We start from the raw sequence: 15,652 nt of genomic DNA, 5'->3' as shown, positions 1-15,652 counted from the left end.
TTCCCGACTGGATTCCTCCTTTTGGGCCTTCATAACCCCGATGAACGACTTTTCCCTAGCAGGATTTCTCCTTTTGGGCCTTCATAACTCCAATGAACGACTTTTCCCTGGCTAGTTTCCTCCCTTTTGCCCTTCAACACACTTTAAAGACCGCCAAAAAGGCATTATGTAACGAAAATGATTGTTCAACTAAACAGAGGGGCTATCCTAAAAGTCATTTTTCATGACTTTTAGGATAGCCCCGTTTTTGTGAACGAACTATAAAATTTGCGATATATTTGGCGCCTTCCGCTTTTCTTATTGTCTAGCTTCAGGCGCCATCGGCTCGAGGTCATAAATTAATCGCTTCGGAAGGCAAAGAACGCCTTCTGTCAGCGCTCACCTTATGCTTGTCGCCGATAAGTGGGCACCCTCCACTTTTCTTATTTTTTATTAATCATTTGCGAAATCGTGCTGAAATCCAGTTGTTTTCCATCTGCGATAATAGATTGAACAATTTTGTCTTCCATTTCTTGATTAACCGGTTTATTCGCTATTTGAGAAACACGTTTAATGACATTTCGTACCGTTGCTTCATCCTTAAAATTTGCACCTTGAAGAGAGCTAGCTAATTCAAAGATATCCTTCATGTTCACACCTGTTTTACTTTCAATGTTCTTAAAGAGATTTTGATCCATTCTTTAAGACCTCCTTTTCTGTACCTATCCTATGATATCCAGAAAAAAAGGTGCTTGAACTTCTTATGTAATCACAAAAAGGAATAGGCTATCTACCTATTCCTTTAGGTGTTAACAAAATGATGCACCAACAATGATTAAAAGGATAAACAACACAACAATTAAAACAAATGTAGAGCCTCCGCTGAATCCGCCGCCATATCCATAACCTTGGCATCCATATCCAGCGCCACCACCCCAACCGTAACCGAACATATTCATTCACCTCGCTTCTCGCGTAGCTTATCAATAACATATGAGGAGAATAAGAATATGTATGGGCTTAGTCACTAACGAGGCCGGCCTATTTCGATTTAACCTTTTGGTTTAAACAGTAATGCGCCAATAAAACCAAAAACAATGGCGGCTGAAATTCCTGAACTTGTTACTTCAAACATACCTGTTAATACGCCGATAAGCCCATGCTGCTCCGCCTCTTGCAGCGCTCCATGTACGAGGGAGTTACCGAATGAAGTAATCGGAATCGTTGCACCAGCTCCGGCAAAATCAATAAATGGTTCATATAAACCGACTCCATCTAATATAGCCCCGATAACAACGAACAAACTTAAAGTATGGGCAGGAGTTAACTTGGCTACATCAAAAAGCAATTGTCCAATAACGCAAATAAGTCCCCCAACGACAAACGCCCAAAAAAACATCGCTAGCATTTATGTAGCTCCTTTCATTTAGCAAACTGTTCCATATTCAATAGCAACTGCATGCGCAATGCATGGAATGCTATCTTTTTGCTGAACGGACAGCGGTGATAAAAGCGCTCCCGTGGCAACAACTAATATTTTCTGATACTTGCCTTTCTTCATCTCATTTAAAAGATGACCATATAAAACAACGGCAGAGCAGCCAGCACCGCTTCCACCGGCTAGAACAGGCTGATCAGGCTTAAAAATAAGTAATCCGCAATCTTGAAACTTTTCCTTATCCATCAAGCATCCTTGTTGCTGCAATAAGTCATAAGCTGTTTCTCTTCCTACTTCCCCTAAATCTCCTGTTACAATTAAATCGTAATCATCCGGTGTTAGACCTGTATCCTCAAAATGAGCCAAAATCGTATCCACAGCAGCTGGAGCCATTGCTCCCCCCATATTAAAGGGGTCCTTCAACCCCATGTCGATGACTTTTCCAATCGTCGCTGATACCGCATAGGGAAACTGACCGGTAAGCCCCTCTGAACGAGCGACAAGCGCAACTCCCGCTCCTGTAATCGTCCATTGAGCGGTCGGCGGCTTTTGCCCTCCATATTCAGTCGGATAACGAAACTGCCTTTCAGCCGCTGCATTATGACTGGATGCACCTGTTAATACCTGATGGGCTCCTTTATAATTAACGATAAATGATGCTAGTGCCAGCCCTTCCATCGACGTTGAACAAGCTCCATATAATCCGAAATATGGAATCGCATTCGTTCTTGCTGCAAAGCTTGTCGGCGTAATTTGATTCGTTAAATCACCCGCAAGAAAGAATTGGATATCTTCTTTTTGTATGTTTCCTTTTTGCAGAACAATCTCGACTGCCTTTTCCATTAAGAGCCGATGTGCCTTCTCATAAGAATCCTGCGCCATCCATAAGTCATCATATAAAAGATCAAAATCTTCCGGAAGGGCACCATTGGATTCAAACGGTCCTCCCGTCACGCCTGTTTCAAGAATAACGGGTTTATTCTGAAACACCCATGACTGTTTTCCAATTAGCATCGTTTACCCTCCAACTATATTTAGATAAATCGTTTTAATAAGCGCAACGACAAAGGCTGAAAAGACCCCAAATAAAATAACTGAGCCGGCTAACTTAAATATATTCCCCCCGACGCCTAATACCAGGCCCTCGGTACGATGCTCAATTGCAGCTGATATAACAGAATTTCCAAACCCTGTCACAGGAACAGCACTGCCTGCACCAGCAAATTGACCGATATGGTCATATACACCAAATCCTGTTAATAAAAGAGAAAGAAAGACCATCGTAGCAACCGTAGGATTTCCGGCTGTCTGCTCAGTGAAATCAAAATAATAAATGTAGAAGTACGTAATCGCTTGTCCAATTAGACAAAACGTTCCCCCTACTAGGAACGCCTTTACACAGTTTTTAAAAACAGGCCGCTTCAGCTCATGCTTGCTTTGCAACTTTTGATAGGTTTCCTGTTTAGCTGTTTGATCTTTTGACACAGTAACGCCTTCCTTCTGACACTTATGTTAATTCCTCATGCAATTTAACAATTTCCTCATATTTTTTCTTTGCTTTTTTCTCAGGAACATCTTTTGCTTTCAACATTTCATTTAAACGATATAATTCTAAGAAGATTTTATAGTCGCTAGACACAATAAAATGAAAATCTGGATACTTATCGTTTAACTGTTTTTTCACTTTCTTTTCAATCTTTTTCATATGAAATCGTTTCATATGCTTCACTTTATACGCTACTAAAACGTCTTTGTCCTTTTTCACAACAATTACATCATAGATTTCTTCATCCTTTGCTATGATTTTCTTAATATCGGTAATTAGCCCTTCATTAGGATTTTCTTTCCCATAGTCGTCGTTGTCCATCCCATAAATAACATCCATCGGCTTTGGATTTGTTCGTTCTATTAAGACTAACTCGTCCTTCTTTCCTCCCTCCTTATTGGCACATCCCGTTATCATTAATAAAACAGCAATCCAAACCATGACTATCTTCTTCATCCTGTCACTTCCTAAATCATCATTCTATCTATTATTTTCTTGTTTATAACGCATTTTATGAATGGTAGGATTCGGTAATTAGAACAGGTTAGCAAAAGCATGGAGCAAATGAAGAGAACTGCTTTGAGACACAAATAAAAAAGGCTGCTCCAAAATTCATTGTTGGAACAACCTTTTATTATTTAGTACGTTTGTTTTTTGTTTTTATTTTTATTACATCCGCAATCCTTCTTGATTTTGGTCGGTTCTGCCTTTTTTATTGGTTTTGCATAGGTCCATACTTCCGGTCTATTCGTGTTCAACAAAAACGCCTCCTTTTCTTTACCTATACCCTCATACTATGAAAAGGGAGACAAGTTGGTCTCGTCAATCACCTAGCCATTTCGAAACAAGAACTTCGAGAATTGAAGCAACGGCAGCTATGGCTAGAATTAAAATGATAAATTCCCCTGCCGGCCACTTACTCATATACAGACTAAATAGCAATATGCTCATCCATACACCTGTGCACCAATAGCAAGCTAATAATTCACCAATCCAACCTCGAATTCCCCGCTCTTTAGGAACTAAATAAACGACAACGTTCCCTTCTTCATCTTTTTCCTTCACTTCATTAAAGAAGGGGCGCCGCATAGGCTCTGTGATTTTGTCAAACACAATTAATCGTGTTAATCGAAATGCTGCTAATCCTAATATAAGAAGAACTGCAATCCCTATCTCATGCAACAGCATCCATTCACCTCTTTATGACTTTGACTGATTTCAGATCCGACAGCCTAATAATGCGCACGCGGTGACCGATTCTAATTTTGACCATTTCTCCGCGTATCCCTAATACTTCAAACTCTCTTTCTTCACCGAATAAATGAGCCACACACGTCGGTCTTGGTTCTTCCCTTGAATGAGCCAGTCGAGTAATCGTCTCAGCGACCGATTCTTGTTTTTGTTTTGGTTTTGGTTTTGGTCTTCTCTTCTTCTTTTTACTTACTACTTCTTCTACAACAGGCTGTTCTTCCTGTATCACCTGCGGCTCGGGTTGTTTTGGTTCACGATAAGGTTCAACCCATTGTGAAGCAGTACGAATTTCTCTTTCTATTTCCGCCATCGCCTCATATACACCGAATTCACGTTTAATTTTTTCGATTTTTTCCTCTTTATTTAACGTCTGCTCTTGCTCACTCTCTTCTCGTTGTTCTTGCTCCTGCAAACGATTTTCTTGATTTGAAAATACTTGTTTTGTACTCTCTGGCCGTACATCATAAATAAGCGGCTTCGCTTGATTATTACCTTTCTCGTTATTTAACATATGACCACCCCTATAAATGTAGAATATCAATTGCCTGCAGCTTCTCCATCTTATATGGTATGGCCTTTTTCCCAAAACGGTGTTTAATAAAGAGAGTCGATTGCTGTTTATGAACAAGCCTGCCAACGAGTATTTGACCTTCAATCGTGAATTTACATACCGGTTGTCGTGCATATTTCGATAGTCGTAGTAACAACTCAATCATCTCTTCATTACTAAAGCGCTGCTGTTTCCTATTCACTGTTTGCACTCCATCGGTAACAGAAGAACTTTCCTTATTACCGTCCATGATGTCCCTCCTCAGATGATGTGAAATCAAGTCAGAAGCAAACAGATTTCTTATCTCTCTCTACTATGTATCAAATGTATGCTCCATTTCTTTCCTTAATGACAAAATTGGATAATCATACTCGCTTTGGATAGGCTAGAAAATAATGATGAACAAGGGAGTATTTTAGCAATGAAAAGATATGATACCATTTCAATTCTCCAAGTTTCTTTTTTATTTATGACCGCTATTGGCTTAAAAAATCATGTGACCGTCATCCCCCATTTAGTAAGTGCAGGTAAAAGAGACGCTTGGATGTCTGTCGTATTCGCTGCCCTATGTATCCTGATTTGGGGTTTTCTACTCAGATATATTTATAAAGCAACCGAACCACAGAACATTTTTGAGTGGATTGGAGAACAGATCAATAAAAAAGTTGGCAGAGTACTATCTATGCTCACTAGCCTTTTCTGTATTTTCTTAGCTGCTGTATCTTTGAAAGAACTCGTTTCATGGACAGCTGTTACCTACCTCCCTTTTACACCTAGTTTTGCTCTTGTCACTTCACTCGCTGTTCTATGTTTATTTCTCGCTTTGACGAGTTTACAAACAATCGTCATGGTAAATACGCTTGTTCTTATGGGTGTCATCGTCTTTGGTTTCTTTGTAGGCATTGCAAACTTTCAACACAAAGATTTCACCCTTTTAAAACCTATTCTGGAACATGGGTTTGAACCCGTTATAAAAGGGATTATATTTCCGTTATCTGGACTTGTTGAATTAATTGCATTCCTATTTCTTCAACATAAACTCCATAGCAAAGTAACATATAAAACGTTTATGATTAATGTTTTCATTCTTGCTTGGTTAACCCTTGGTCCATTACTGGGCGCAATTATTGAGTTTGGTCCATTAGAAGCGGCACGGCAAAAATATCCTGCTTTTGAGGAATGGGGAATTGTCTCCCTTGGAAGATTTATTGAGCATGTTGACTTTTTATCTATCTATCAATGGATTACCGGTGGCTTCATTCGAATTACGTTCTTTTTATTTCTTGCAATAGAAGTTCTAGCATTAAAAGATAAGCGAAAAAGGAAATGGGTCATGATTATTTATTCAGTGATTATGATCGCTGCTAATTTAATTCCAACTAATGATATTGTGCTTCGTCATTTTATTGGGAGGGTTTTTATGCCAGTAACCTTTTATTTCCTTTTCGCTTTATCCATTCTCATTGGTTTGTTCGTCTTCATGAAAAATCGAAAAAAAAGGAGGATGAATTATGTACAAGATCAAGAAAAAACAACCACTTAAACTGAAAGAAATAAAGAAAAAAGAAACAGAGAAAACAAAAGAGAAAAAGAAAACAAATTCATCCAACTTTTCAATCACAGAAGAAGAGTTGCGAAAAATCTTTAAACCGACAGAAGATGTGTTTTTAAACCCTAACACCTATCGTCCTACAGCACCGGTTACAATCACTTTAGTTGGCTGTGAGGGAATGGTGGATAGTGAATTATTGAATTCTTTAGTATTTGAACGCTTAAACTTATTTTTCGATAAACATCCAACCGAGAATTTAACAAAAGACATGATTTCTAAATCTCTTTACTTGCCACAGCTAACCGAAATTAAAGATAAAGAAACGATGTTTGCTGATATTTATTCTGGCCGAGTACTACTTTTCTTTCACGAGTATCAGTTTTTGTACTCCATAAATATCGCCAAGCGTCCACAACGAAACCCAGAAGAAACGGCTACAGAGGTAACCGTTAAAGGTCCTAGAGATAATTTTATTGAAGATGCATCAGTTAATATTGCGTTAATTCGAAAAAGATTGCGCACCAATTCGTTACATATCAAAAATTTTGAAGTAGGGAGGCGGACATTAACAAGAGTCTCCGTTCTCTATATGAATGAGATTGCAAATATGGATATGGTAGCTTCTCTTATAAAAGAAATTGAGGCAATCGATGTAGATGGAATTTATTCTGGTAATCAATTAATGGAGTTGATTGAGAAAACCTCTCCGTTCATACCGCGTCATCATTATACAGGGAGACCTGACTTCGCTGTTCAATGTTTACTAAAAGGTCGAATCGTTATCATTATCGATGGAGTCGCTTATGCGAATATTACACCAATCAATATCTTATTTCTCTTTAAAACGAGTGAAGATGTAGAATATGCAACTGCATTTACTTCTTTTGAAAGATTAATTCGTCTAACAGGTATTGTAATGGCTACTTTATTACCAGGTTTTTGGGTTGCCCTTTCAACGTTTCATCAAGACCAGATGCCTTTAATTTTACTAGCAACAATCGTTGAAGCAAGGCGCGGGCTCCCACTGCCTACCGCATTAGAAGCGATTATTATGCTTATGCTCTTTGAACTGTTTAAGGAAGCCGGGATGAGAATGCCTTCAGCGATTGGGACAACGCTAAGTGTTCTAGGAGGACTCATTATCGGGGATGCGGCCATTCGTTCAGGTTTAACAAGCCCGGCGATGCTTGTCGTCGTTGCCGGATCTTCCATTGCTACCTTTACACTAGTTAATCAATCATTAATTGGGGTCATCAGCCTTTTCCGAATTGGCTGTATTCTATTGTCATCTTTTTTCGGTTTATTTGGATTTCTCTATGCGATCCATTTTTACATCACGTTTATTGCCAATATCCGTATTCTTGGAACGCCATTTTTAGAAATGTCAGCAAATTTAAATATTAAAACGCTTTTCAAAGGGCTGCTTCGACTACCTAGTAAACTCGACACAACAAGAGCTCAAGCTTTTTTTTCAAAAGATTCAACTAAACAAAGGAATGATGGACAATAATGAAAAAAAAGAAACTATGTTTGCTGGTGATTGTATGTAGTTTATTGTTATCAGGTTGTTGGGATGCAAATGAACCGGAACGTTTTGTCTATGCCAATGGAATTGGCATAGATTATAAAGATGGAAAAATCGTTGTCTATATACAAATCATCAATTTAGGCAGCCTTGCCAAAGCAGAAAGTGGTGCAGGCGGTTCAACGAGTAAAGCAGATGTTGGGAGAGCTGAGGGAAATACATTTGAAGAAGCCATATTTAATTTATATCACACATCGGATCGCCGAATTTACTTGGGGCATCTTTCCTTTGTTATTTTCTCTGAAGAGGCTATAAAGGTAGGAGGGATCAAACATATAGCCGATTTTCTCGATCGTTTTCGTGAAACCCGATATCGAATGTATTTCTTTGCAACAAAGGATTCAATTAAGGATATTATGTTAATCAGTCCGATTGAAAATATTTCACTCGCATTTTCTAAGTTAAGTGACCCGCATGACAATTATCATCAAAGTTCCTTTATCCCGCCGACCGACTTAAGAGAGCTTATTATCGCTCTTGATGAACCACCTCATCAAGCGCAGTTACCGTTTCTTCAAATTTCCAAAAGGTGGACCGCTCAAGATGGACCAAAAAAGGAACTGCTCATTGAAAAGGCTGCTATCATCTCAGATAATAAGTTAATAAGCATCTTATCTAAGGAGATTATGAACGGAGCAAGACTCACTAATAAAGAATTTGTTCGTGATAGTGTATACCTGTCTAAGAGGAGGAACGCTGATATCTCGGTTCTTATTTATGATAAAAAAGTAAAAATCAAACCTATAATAGATAAAGATGGAAAGGTGCGCTTTGATATAAAACTGAAACTTAACGCGAATATTCAAATGATAAAAAAACAAGAAACAGTAAACAAATTGAAAAAAGAAATTGGCCAAGCAATCCGTGCTGAAGTCTATAGAACCTATCATTTTACACGGAAACAAAAGATTGACATCTTTAATTTGTCTGAAACCCTTTATCGGGATGACAATAAAACATGGAAAAAGGTGCAGAAAAACGGAGTTATTCCTTTAGAGGAAGATACCATTAAATCACTTTCTGTAAACGTTCAATTGAAAAACTCCGGTAAAATGGAATTATCACCAATATTTAGGGACGGACAATGAGAAAATCTCTTTTAATTGATGTGTTAGTTAAATAAGCGAAAAGAAAAAGGACCAATTTGGCCCTTTTTCTTTTGACTGCTATCTTTATTAACCTAGAATATGATAACCGGAATCTACGTGAATGTTTTCGCCTGTAATTCCTCGTGATAATTCACTAAATAAAAATAGCGCTGTATCGCCTACTTCTTCTGGCGTTGTCGTTCTTCTTAGCGGTGCTTCTTCTTCAATTTTCTTTAAAATTGTATTGAAGTCACGAATTCCTTTTGCTGATAAAGTACGGATTGGGCCAGCTGAAATCGCATTTACGCGAATATTGTGCTTACCAAGAGAGCTAGCTAAATAACGAACGCTCGCTTCAAGAGACGCTTTTGCAACACCCATGATATTATAATTCGGCAGCACTCGCTCACCGCCTAAGTAGGTCATCGTAACGATGCTTCCGCCTTCTGTCATCATATCTTGAGCGGCCTTAGCAACCGCTGTTAAAGAATAAGAGCTAATATTATGAGCAAGCAAGAACCCTTCACGGCTTGTATCAACGAACTCTCCATCCAGTTCTTCTCTGTTCGCAAACGCTACACTGTGCGCAATTCCGTGAATGACACCATATTGTTCTTTAATCGTTTGGAAGCACTGAGCAATGCTTTCATCCTGTGTAACATCGCATTGTAAAATTAAAGGCTCTGCTCCTTCAAGAGTTGCTGCCAATTCTCGCACGCTTTTTTCTGTACGCTCTTTACCATAAGTAAAAATCAACTGTGCGCCAGCATTATGTAAGGAACGTGCCACTCCCCAAGCAATGCTTCGCTTATTTGCAACTCCCATTACGATATATGTTTTTCCTTTTAATGAAAAAGTCATTAATTGATGACCTCCTATATTTTAATACAAGTTATTAGTACCTGATACTAAACTCAGTATAACAAATGACGAGCTAGAAACAAACTATTTTATATATTTTAGCTTTGTTAAACAATCTTCTGACAACAGGCCAAACAGACCTACCTTCTCTTCTAGGGTAAGCCTGCTTCGTTCTTTCATCTCTATAATAAATAATGCATAAACGTTGTCGCTAGTCCGAAGTAAATTAAAATGCTAATAATATCATTAATCGTCGTGATAAAAGGCCCTGAGGCTACAGCTGGATCAATCTTCATTTTATGCATAAATAAAGGAACGAGCGAACCTGCCAGTGTCGCGACAATTAATGTAATAAAGATAGAAGCCCCTACTAATGCCCCAAGCAGTAAATCTTGCTGCCACACATAGACAATGCCTGTTACAACCACGCCGCAAATAGCACCTGTAATCAACCCTGTTCCTGCTTCACGCATAACTAGTTTCCACTTGTTTTCATGTATTAAATCACCTGTCGCAATCCCGCGAACCGCAACAGCCAAGGCTTGTGTACCTGTATTTCCTGCCATCCCCCCGATTAACGGAATAAACACGGCTAAAATCGCTTTTTGACTGAGCGTTTCTTCAAACTGACCGATTAAGCTTGCAGTCATCATTCCTAGAAACAGCAAAATAATAAGCCAGGGCAGCCTTTTTTTGGCCGCAGAAAGCGGACTTTTATCCACGCTATCTAAATCGCTCACACCCGCTAATTTAGAATAATCATCCGAGGCTTCTTCATCCATTACATCAATAATATCATCGACTGTAATAATACCGAGCAAATGATGTTTTTCATCGACAACAGGAACAGCAAGAAGATTATAATCCCGCATCTTATGAGCGACTTCTTCCTGATCTTCTGTTACTAGAACCGATACAACCCGATCATCCATTAAGTCTTCAATTACGGCATCATCAGGAGAAACGATAAGAGTACGAAGAGATAGTACGCCTAGTAATTTCTTGTTAGTATCTGTTACAAATACATAGTAAATCGTCTCTGCATTTGGAGCTTCCTGTTTTAAGGTTTTCATCGCAAAGGAGACGGTAGCATTCGCTTCAACAGAGATAAACTCTGGTGTCATCAAACTACCTGCTGTATACTCTTTATACCCAAGCAGCTCTTGGACCTCTTGAGCCGCTTCATCATCCATCATCGTTAAATAATTACTAGCCTGTTCTTCATTAAGCTCATGCAAAACATCAGCCGCATCATCGGCATACATATGCGAGAGCATATCTGCTACATAAACAGGATCCATCTCGGCTAAAAACTTTTCATAATCTTCTTCATCAATCTCAATATTCTCAAATAACTCGGCCATTTCCTTCGGTGCAACATAGCGGTATAAAACAGCACGTAACTCTTCAGAAATATGCGTATAAAACTGGGCTTGATCATATGGATGAAGCTCGGTAAACTCCGCTCGAAATCGATCGAGATTTTCCGTTTTTAACGCCTCTATTAATAAGCCCACGTTAATTAATGTCGCTTCTTTCTCCTCTAACTCCACTAGCATGCCTTGCCCTCCTTTCATGCTGTAAAAATCAATCTATGTTTTATATTCATAAAAAAACACTATACTAATACCATATACATTATACAAATGAAACAAAGGATGTGAATTATGAAAATTGATATAATTGGTGACATTCATGGCTGTTTTACCGAACTGGAGCAATTAACAAAAGAATTGGGGTATTCTTGGGAAAGCGGTGTACCGATTCATCCAGATGGTCGAATTCTAGGTTTTGTCGGTGATTTAACAGACCGAGGCCCCAATTCGCTAAAAGTAATTGACGTCATTCATCAGTTAGTCGTCGTTCACCAGGTAGCTTTATATGCTCCTGGAAACCATTGCAATAAACTATATCGATATTTCTTAGGAAATAAAGTAACTATTTCTCACGGCCTAGAAACGACTGTTGCAGAATATAAAGCTTTATCCACTCGGGAACAAAAAAAGATCCGCAAAAAGTTTATGGATTTATATGAACACGCTCCCCTCTATCAAGTAACCGATGGAGGGAAACTCGTCATTGCCCACGCTGGCATCCGCCAAGATTATATCGGGCAGACTCATCATAAAGTAAAAACCTTTGTTCTTTACGGCGATATATCCGGAGCTAAGCATCCGGATGGCTCTCCTGTTAGGCGGGACTGGGCAAAGCAGTACAACGGAGATGCATGGATTATCTATGGTCATACACCTGTTCCAGAAGCCCGTCAAGTGAATCATACGTATAATATTGATACAGGATGCGTCTTTGGCGGTAAATTAACAGCCCTTCGCTATCCAGAGTTTCAGTTATTTTCCGTGCCATCCACCATGCCTTATGTACCAGAAAAATTCAGAACATCCTTTGATTGAGAGTCTCTGTTAGTATAAGAATTTTCCATGACTATCAATCGCCGTTCAACATAAAAAACTCGCTTATGCGAGTTTTTTATGTTGAACTTATTTCTTTACTACTAACATTTTCATATCCTCTGGAAGGTCTTCCGTGAAACTCATCGTGCGCCTTGTTACGGGATGTGTGAACATTAAGGCATAGCAATGCAGGGCTTGACGAGAGATTTTATCCCGCGTCCCGCCATATAAGTCATCCCCTGCGAGCGGATGACCGATATACGCCATATGAACACGAATTTGATGCGTTCGACCAGTGAGCAGCTGAAGTTCTACAAATGTATAGTCAGGCAATCGCTCTAAAACACGATACAACGTACACGCATATTGTCCATCCTCACGCACTTCTCGTTCCATAATGCTCGTTGTTTTCCGGCCAATTGGTTCCTCAATTCTCCCCTGCTCAAGAGCAAGTGTCCCTTCCGCAACAGCTTGATAACGTCGTTTAACATCCCCTTGCTTCTGTTGTTTGCTTAACAAGTGATGAATGTGACGATGTTTAGCAATTAGAACTAAACCTGATGTATCACGGTCCAGACGCGTTGCAATATGAATCGTTGCCGCTATATTTTGTTCCTTATAATAGCCTGCTAAAGCATTTGCTAGACTTCCATATGGATGTTCTCTTGAAGGAATCGTATTCATGCCGGCTGGTTTTTTTACAACTAAAAGATACTCATCCTCATAAATTATATCGAGTGGCAGTGATTCGGCACGCAAGCCTGAACTCGGTTCTTCTTTCGGAAACGTGACAACAACTTGATCGCCCGCTTTAAGCTTTTCTCTTACCGTCACTTCTATCCCGTTTACCTCGATTCTACCGCCCTTAAATTTAATATCCGTTAAAGCCGCTTTTGAAATCTCCTGCTTCATCAAAAATTCTCGTAATAGACTTGCTGCCTCTTCTTCTGTGACCGTCCAGCTTAAGGAGAAACATGATTGACTAGACATCGGTTGTAAACTCCTTTAGTTTGCAATAAATGAATCGTGTACCCTTTTCCAAAATGGAAATGGTCTAAATCTTGCAAAACGAATTTTTTCATCCGCTACACGACATTGAATCGATTTAACATCTTCCTGAAGCAATGTTAAATGGTCGACCGTAATTTGGAAATTCACATCATTGACCGGACGCAGCGTACATGTATGATGTGCAGGAAGCAATAATGGGGAACCAACCGTTCTAAACACCCGATTGTTAATCGAGGCAAGTTCCGTTACTTGAATGGCATCAATAGAAGGATGAATAATAGCCCCTCCTAATGCCTTGTTATACGCCGTACTTCCTGAAGGCGTTGCAATACATAAGCCATCGCCGCGGAATCTTTCGAAATGCTGACCGCGAATTTCTACATCCATGACAAGCGTCCCTTCCACGCTCTTTACCGTTGATTCATTTAAAGCAAGAAATCTTGCTTCACGTCCGCCGTGCTGGTAACGCACAATCGTTTCAAGCAATGGATATTCAACAACTTGAAATGGCGTTTTTGCCAAGGCAATCACTAATTTTTCAATCTCATCAGGAGTCCAGTCCGCATAGAATCCAAGATGACCTGTATGAACACCGACAAAAGCTGTTTTATCCAGACGGTTTTTATAGCGATGAAACGCATATAATAATGTCCCATCCCCTCCAACGGATATCACGATGTCTGGTTGATCTTCATCATATTTCAAATTAAAATCTTGAAGATACGTTCTCATCCGCTGCATTAAATTATTCGATTTTGTATCTCCTTTTGAAGTAATTGCAAATTTCATACATCCACACCCTACTAGTTATATTTGTTTAACTAAACTATCAATGGTCCTTTGAGTCTTTTTTTCTAGAAAAAAGCCGTTGTGCTTCTTGAATTTCTAATCGAATTTGAGACATTTCTTCATCCAATAAAAAGGCCGCTTCTGCTGCGCGCTTCAAACGAATTTGAATGTCTTTCGGGAAATCACCTTTATATTTATAGTTTAAAGAATGTTCAATTGTTGCCCAGAAATTCATGGCTAATGTCCGAATTTGAATCTCTGCTAAGATTTTTTTCTCTCCATTAATCGTTTGAACTGGATAACAAATGACAACATGATATGAACGATAGCCGCTATTTTTTTGATGCGAAATATAATCCCGCTCTTCTATAATCTCAAAATCATTTCTATTTCTCAGCAACTCGACAACTTGCTTAATATCATCAACAAACTGGCACATCATTCTAAGCCCTGCAATATCTTGTATTTCTGTATCTAACTTATCGAGCGGAATATTTTTTTGACTAGCCTTATCTAATATACTAGAAATGGGCTTAACCCGACCTGTCACAAATTCAATCGGAGAATGAACTTGTGCACGTTCAAATTGTACTCTCAATCCCTTTAATTTAACCTTCAGTTCCTCAACAGCCTGTTTATAAGGCGCCAAAAAATCATCCCATTGTTCCATTGCTGCACCACCTAATTCTCTCTAAACAAAATCTACTATTTGTTATAGCAGTTTCCCCTATCATTCACTCACAAACAGCCTAATACTTTTAAGCCTGCAAATATATATGTATATTTATCCTTCTCTTCTAGAATCTTTTCGGGAGAACATAATTCTACATAATCTGAGACATTATTTCTCCACTTAACGATTATATTTTATCATATCCTGCAGGTCATGCCTAAATATTGAAAGATTATCTGGAAAAATAATTGAAGAACATTTGACAGAAAAGTTGGTTCTTATATCATTAAAATAAAAAGGCTCAAAGAAAGGAATTACAGATGGACCAGCATATTGAAATTGAATTTAAAAACCTGCTCTCTAAAGAAGCATTTGAGAAGCTTGTACACCATTTCCAAATCACACCTGATTCTTTTATCACGCAACAAAACCATTACTTCGATACGAAAGATTTTGATTTAAAAAAACAATATTCCGCTCTACGGATTCGCGAGAAAAACGAAGCATATGAGCTCACTTTAAAACAGCCGGCAAAAGAAGGCTTATTAGAATCTAACCAAGCATTATCTAAACAAGAAGCCGAAGCTTTTCTACAGGATGGACTATTCCCTGAAGGTCCTATACAAGCACTTATTATTCAAGCTAAGCTGAACCCGTCGGATTTCATATGCTTCGGTTCATTGCGGACAGATCGCGCTGAACTCCCCTTTCAAGATGGATTGCTCGTCGTTGACCATAGTTTTTATGCAGGGAAAGAAGATTATGAACTGGAATATGAAGTGCAAAATGCAGAAAGTGGAGAAAAAGTTTTCAGGGAACTGCTGGAAACACTTCAAATTCCGCTTCGAGAAACCGAAAATAAAGTTAAGCGCTTTTACGAAGCAACTTTTGGCGAATAATTTCGCTTCATAAATGGGG

General features: G+C 38.9%; 19 protein-coding genes. 5 read left to right on the top strand and 14 right to left on the bottom strand.

Annotated features, from left to right (window positions below; translation table 11 throughout):
• Nucleotides 1-422 precede the first annotated feature (422 nt).
• From spoVIF to D1953_RS15935, 9 genes are all read right to left on the bottom strand, one after another.
• Complete coding sequence (gene spoVIF, locus D1953_RS15975; RefSeq protein WP_119118179.1) at nt 423-677, bottom strand: sporulation-specific transcription regulator SpoVIF; 255 nt, start codon at nt 675-677, stop codon at nt 423-425.
• Nucleotides 678-788: 111 nt separating this feature from the next.
• On the bottom strand, nt 789-932 hold the full coding sequence (locus tag D1953_RS15970) for a YjcZ family sporulation protein (protein ID WP_119118178.1): 144 nt from the start codon (nt 930-932) through the stop codon (nt 789-791).
• A 98-nt stretch (nt 933-1,030) separates the two neighbouring features.
• Entirely contained in the window at nt 1,031-1,387 is a 357-nt protein-coding gene (spoVAE, locus tag D1953_RS15965; protein ID WP_119118177.1) for a stage V sporulation protein AE, read from the bottom strand.
• An 18-nt stretch (nt 1,388-1,405) separates the two neighbouring features.
• Complete coding sequence (gene spoVAD / locus D1953_RS15960) at nt 1,406-2,431, bottom strand: stage V sporulation protein AD (protein ID WP_119118176.1); 1,026 nt, start codon at nt 2,429-2,431, stop codon at nt 1,406-1,408.
• A 3-nt stretch (nt 2,432-2,434) separates the two neighbouring features.
• The gene (spoVAC, locus tag D1953_RS15955; protein ID WP_119118175.1) at nt 2,435-2,902 is read right to left on the bottom strand and encodes a stage V sporulation protein AC; all 468 of its coding nucleotides are present in this window, start codon (nt 2,900-2,902) and stop codon (nt 2,435-2,437) included.
• 22 nt (nt 2,903-2,924) lie between these two features.
• Nucleotides 2,925-3,419 (bottom strand): YhcN/YlaJ family sporulation lipoprotein, encoded by a 495-nt coding sequence (locus D1953_RS15950; protein WP_245980189.1) that lies wholly within the window; start codon nt 3,417-3,419, stop codon nt 2,925-2,927.
• Between the two features lie 366 nt (nt 3,420-3,785).
• On the bottom strand, nt 3,786-4,151 hold the full coding sequence (locus D1953_RS15945) for a DUF1360 domain-containing protein (protein WP_119118174.1): 366 nt from the start codon (nt 4,149-4,151) through the stop codon (nt 3,786-3,788).
• Nucleotides 4,152-4,155: 4 nt separating this feature from the next.
• A complete protein-coding gene (locus D1953_RS15940; RefSeq protein WP_119118173.1) occupies nt 4,156-4,725 on the bottom strand; it encodes a hypothetical protein in 570 nt (189 codons plus the stop codon).
• Nucleotides 4,726-4,735: 10 nt separating this feature from the next.
• Entirely contained in the window at nt 4,736-5,014 is a 279-nt protein-coding gene (locus D1953_RS15935) for a hypothetical protein (RefSeq protein ID WP_119118172.1), read from the bottom strand.
• Nucleotides 5,015-5,185: 171 nt separating this feature from the next.
• On the opposite strand from D1953_RS15935, the gene D1953_RS15930 reads away from it, so the two are divergent.
• From D1953_RS15930 to D1953_RS15920, 3 genes are read left to right on the top strand one after another with little or no spacing between them, the layout of a single operon-like run.
• Nucleotides 5,186-6,307, top strand: coding sequence for a GerAB/ArcD/ProY family transporter (locus tag D1953_RS15930; protein ID WP_119118171.1), 1,122 nt, complete (start codon nt 5,186-5,188; stop codon nt 6,305-6,307).
• Nucleotides 6,276-7,826 (top strand): spore germination protein, encoded by a 1,551-nt coding sequence (locus D1953_RS15925; protein ID WP_119118170.1) that lies wholly within the window; start codon nt 6,276-6,278, stop codon nt 7,824-7,826. The genes D1953_RS15930 and D1953_RS15925 overlap by 32 nt, the downstream gene beginning before the upstream one ends.
• Nucleotides 7,826-8,989, top strand: a complete 1,164-nt coding sequence (locus tag D1953_RS15920; RefSeq protein ID WP_119118169.1) for a Ger(x)C family spore germination protein — start codon at nt 7,826-7,828, stop codon at nt 8,987-8,989. The genes D1953_RS15925 and D1953_RS15920 overlap by 1 nt, the downstream gene beginning before the upstream one ends.
• An 87-nt stretch (nt 8,990-9,076) precedes the next feature.
• On the opposite strand, the gene fabI is transcribed toward D1953_RS15920, so the two are convergent.
• Both fabI and mgtE read right to left on the bottom strand, forming a co-directional pair.
• Nucleotides 9,077-9,850: an enoyl-ACP reductase FabI gene (gene fabI, locus D1953_RS15915; protein ID WP_119118168.1), complete on the bottom strand. Its 774-nt coding sequence runs from the start codon at nt 9,848-9,850 to the stop codon at nt 9,077-9,079.
• A gap of 182 nt (nt 9,851-10,032) precedes the next feature.
• On the bottom strand, nt 10,033-11,409 hold the full coding sequence (gene mgtE, locus D1953_RS15910) for a magnesium transporter (RefSeq protein WP_119118167.1): 1,377 nt from the start codon (nt 11,407-11,409) through the stop codon (nt 10,033-10,035).
• Nucleotides 11,410-11,517: 108 nt separating this feature from the next.
• Between mgtE and prpE the strand changes: the two genes are divergently transcribed.
• Entirely contained in the window at nt 11,518-12,261 is a 744-nt protein-coding gene (gene prpE, locus D1953_RS15905; RefSeq protein ID WP_119118166.1) for a bis(5'-nucleosyl)-tetraphosphatase PrpE, read from the top strand.
• An 87-nt stretch (nt 12,262-12,348) separates the two neighbouring features.
• On the opposite strand, the gene D1953_RS15900 is transcribed toward prpE, so the two are convergent.
• From D1953_RS15900 to yjbM, 3 genes are read right to left on the bottom strand one after another with little or no spacing between them, the layout of a single operon-like run.
• A complete protein-coding gene (locus tag D1953_RS15900; RefSeq protein ID WP_119118165.1) occupies nt 12,349-13,251 on the bottom strand; it encodes an RluA family pseudouridine synthase in 903 nt (300 codons plus the stop codon).
• 15 nt (nt 13,252-13,266) lie between these two features.
• Complete coding sequence (locus tag D1953_RS15895) at nt 13,267-14,061, bottom strand: NAD kinase (protein ID WP_119118164.1); 795 nt, start codon at nt 14,059-14,061, stop codon at nt 13,267-13,269.
• Nucleotides 14,062-14,101: 40 nt separating this feature from the next.
• Entirely contained in the window at nt 14,102-14,731 is a 630-nt protein-coding gene (gene yjbM / locus D1953_RS15890) for a GTP diphosphokinase (RefSeq protein WP_119118163.1), read from the bottom strand.
• A 323-nt stretch (nt 14,732-15,054) separates the two neighbouring features.
• Between yjbM and D1953_RS15885 the strand changes: the two genes are divergently transcribed.
• Nucleotides 15,055-15,633 (top strand): CYTH domain-containing protein, encoded by a 579-nt coding sequence (locus tag D1953_RS15885; RefSeq protein WP_119118162.1) that lies wholly within the window; start codon nt 15,055-15,057, stop codon nt 15,631-15,633.
• Nucleotides 15,634-15,652: the final 19 nt, after the last annotated feature.

Source organism: Peribacillus asahii (genome assembly GCF_003570725.1).
Classification (GTDB): Bacteria; Bacillota; Bacilli; order Bacillales; family DSM-1321; genus Peribacillus; species Peribacillus asahii.
Note: the sequence above shows the minus strand (reverse complement) of the source record. Positions and strands in the feature narration are given on the sequence as shown.

Coding starts and splice junctions, on each gene's coding strand:
- spoVIF (WP_119118179.1), bottom strand. CDS start 677: ATGGATCAAAATCTCTTTAAGAACATTGAAAGTAAAACAGGTGTGAAC.
- D1953_RS15970 (WP_119118178.1), bottom strand. CDS start 932: ATGTTCGGTTACGGTTGGGGTGGTGGCGCTGGATATGGATGCCAAGGT.
- spoVAE (WP_119118177.1), bottom strand. CDS start 1,387: ATGCTAGCGATGTTTTTTTGGGCGTTTGTCGTTGGGGGACTTATTTGC.
- spoVAD (WP_119118176.1), bottom strand. CDS start 2,431: ATGCTAATTGGAAAACAGTCATGGGTGTTTCAGAATAAACCCGTTATT.
- D1953_RS15950 (WP_245980189.1), bottom strand. CDS start 3,419: ATGAAGAAGATAGTCATGGTTTGGATTGCTGTTTTATTAATGATAACG.
- D1953_RS15945 (WP_119118174.1), bottom strand. CDS start 4,151: ATGCTGTTGCATGAGATAGGGATTGCAGTTCTTCTTATATTAGGATTA.
- D1953_RS15940 (WP_119118173.1), bottom strand. CDS start 4,725: ATGTTAAATAACGAGAAAGGTAATAATCAAGCGAAGCCGCTTATTTAT.
- D1953_RS15935 (WP_119118172.1), bottom strand. CDS start 5,014: ATGGACGGTAATAAGGAAAGTTCTTCTGTTACCGATGGAGTGCAAACA.
- D1953_RS15930 (WP_119118171.1), top strand. CDS start 5,186: ATGAAAAGATATGATACCATTTCAATTCTCCAAGTTTCTTTTTTATTT.
- D1953_RS15925 (WP_119118170.1), top strand. CDS start 6,276: ATGTACAAGATCAAGAAAAAACAACCACTTAAACTGAAAGAAATAAAG.
- D1953_RS15920 (WP_119118169.1), top strand. CDS start 7,826: ATGAAAAAAAAGAAACTATGTTTGCTGGTGATTGTATGTAGTTTATTG.
- fabI (WP_119118168.1), bottom strand. CDS start 9,850: ATGACTTTTTCATTAAAAGGAAAAACATATATCGTAATGGGAGTTGCA.
- mgtE (WP_119118167.1), bottom strand. CDS start 11,409: ATGCTAGTGGAGTTAGAGGAGAAAGAAGCGACATTAATTAACGTGGGC.
- prpE (WP_119118166.1), top strand. CDS start 11,518: ATGAAAATTGATATAATTGGTGACATTCATGGCTGTTTTACCGAACTG.
- D1953_RS15900 (WP_119118165.1), bottom strand. CDS start 13,251: ATGTCTAGTCAATCATGTTTCTCCTTAAGCTGGACGGTCACAGAAGAA.
- D1953_RS15895 (WP_119118164.1), bottom strand. CDS start 14,061: ATGAAATTTGCAATTACTTCAAAAGGAGATACAAAATCGAATAATTTA.
- yjbM (WP_119118163.1), bottom strand. CDS start 14,731: ATGGAACAATGGGATGATTTTTTGGCGCCTTATAAACAGGCTGTTGAG.
- D1953_RS15885 (WP_119118162.1), top strand. CDS start 15,055: ATGGACCAGCATATTGAAATTGAATTTAAAAACCTGCTCTCTAAAGAA.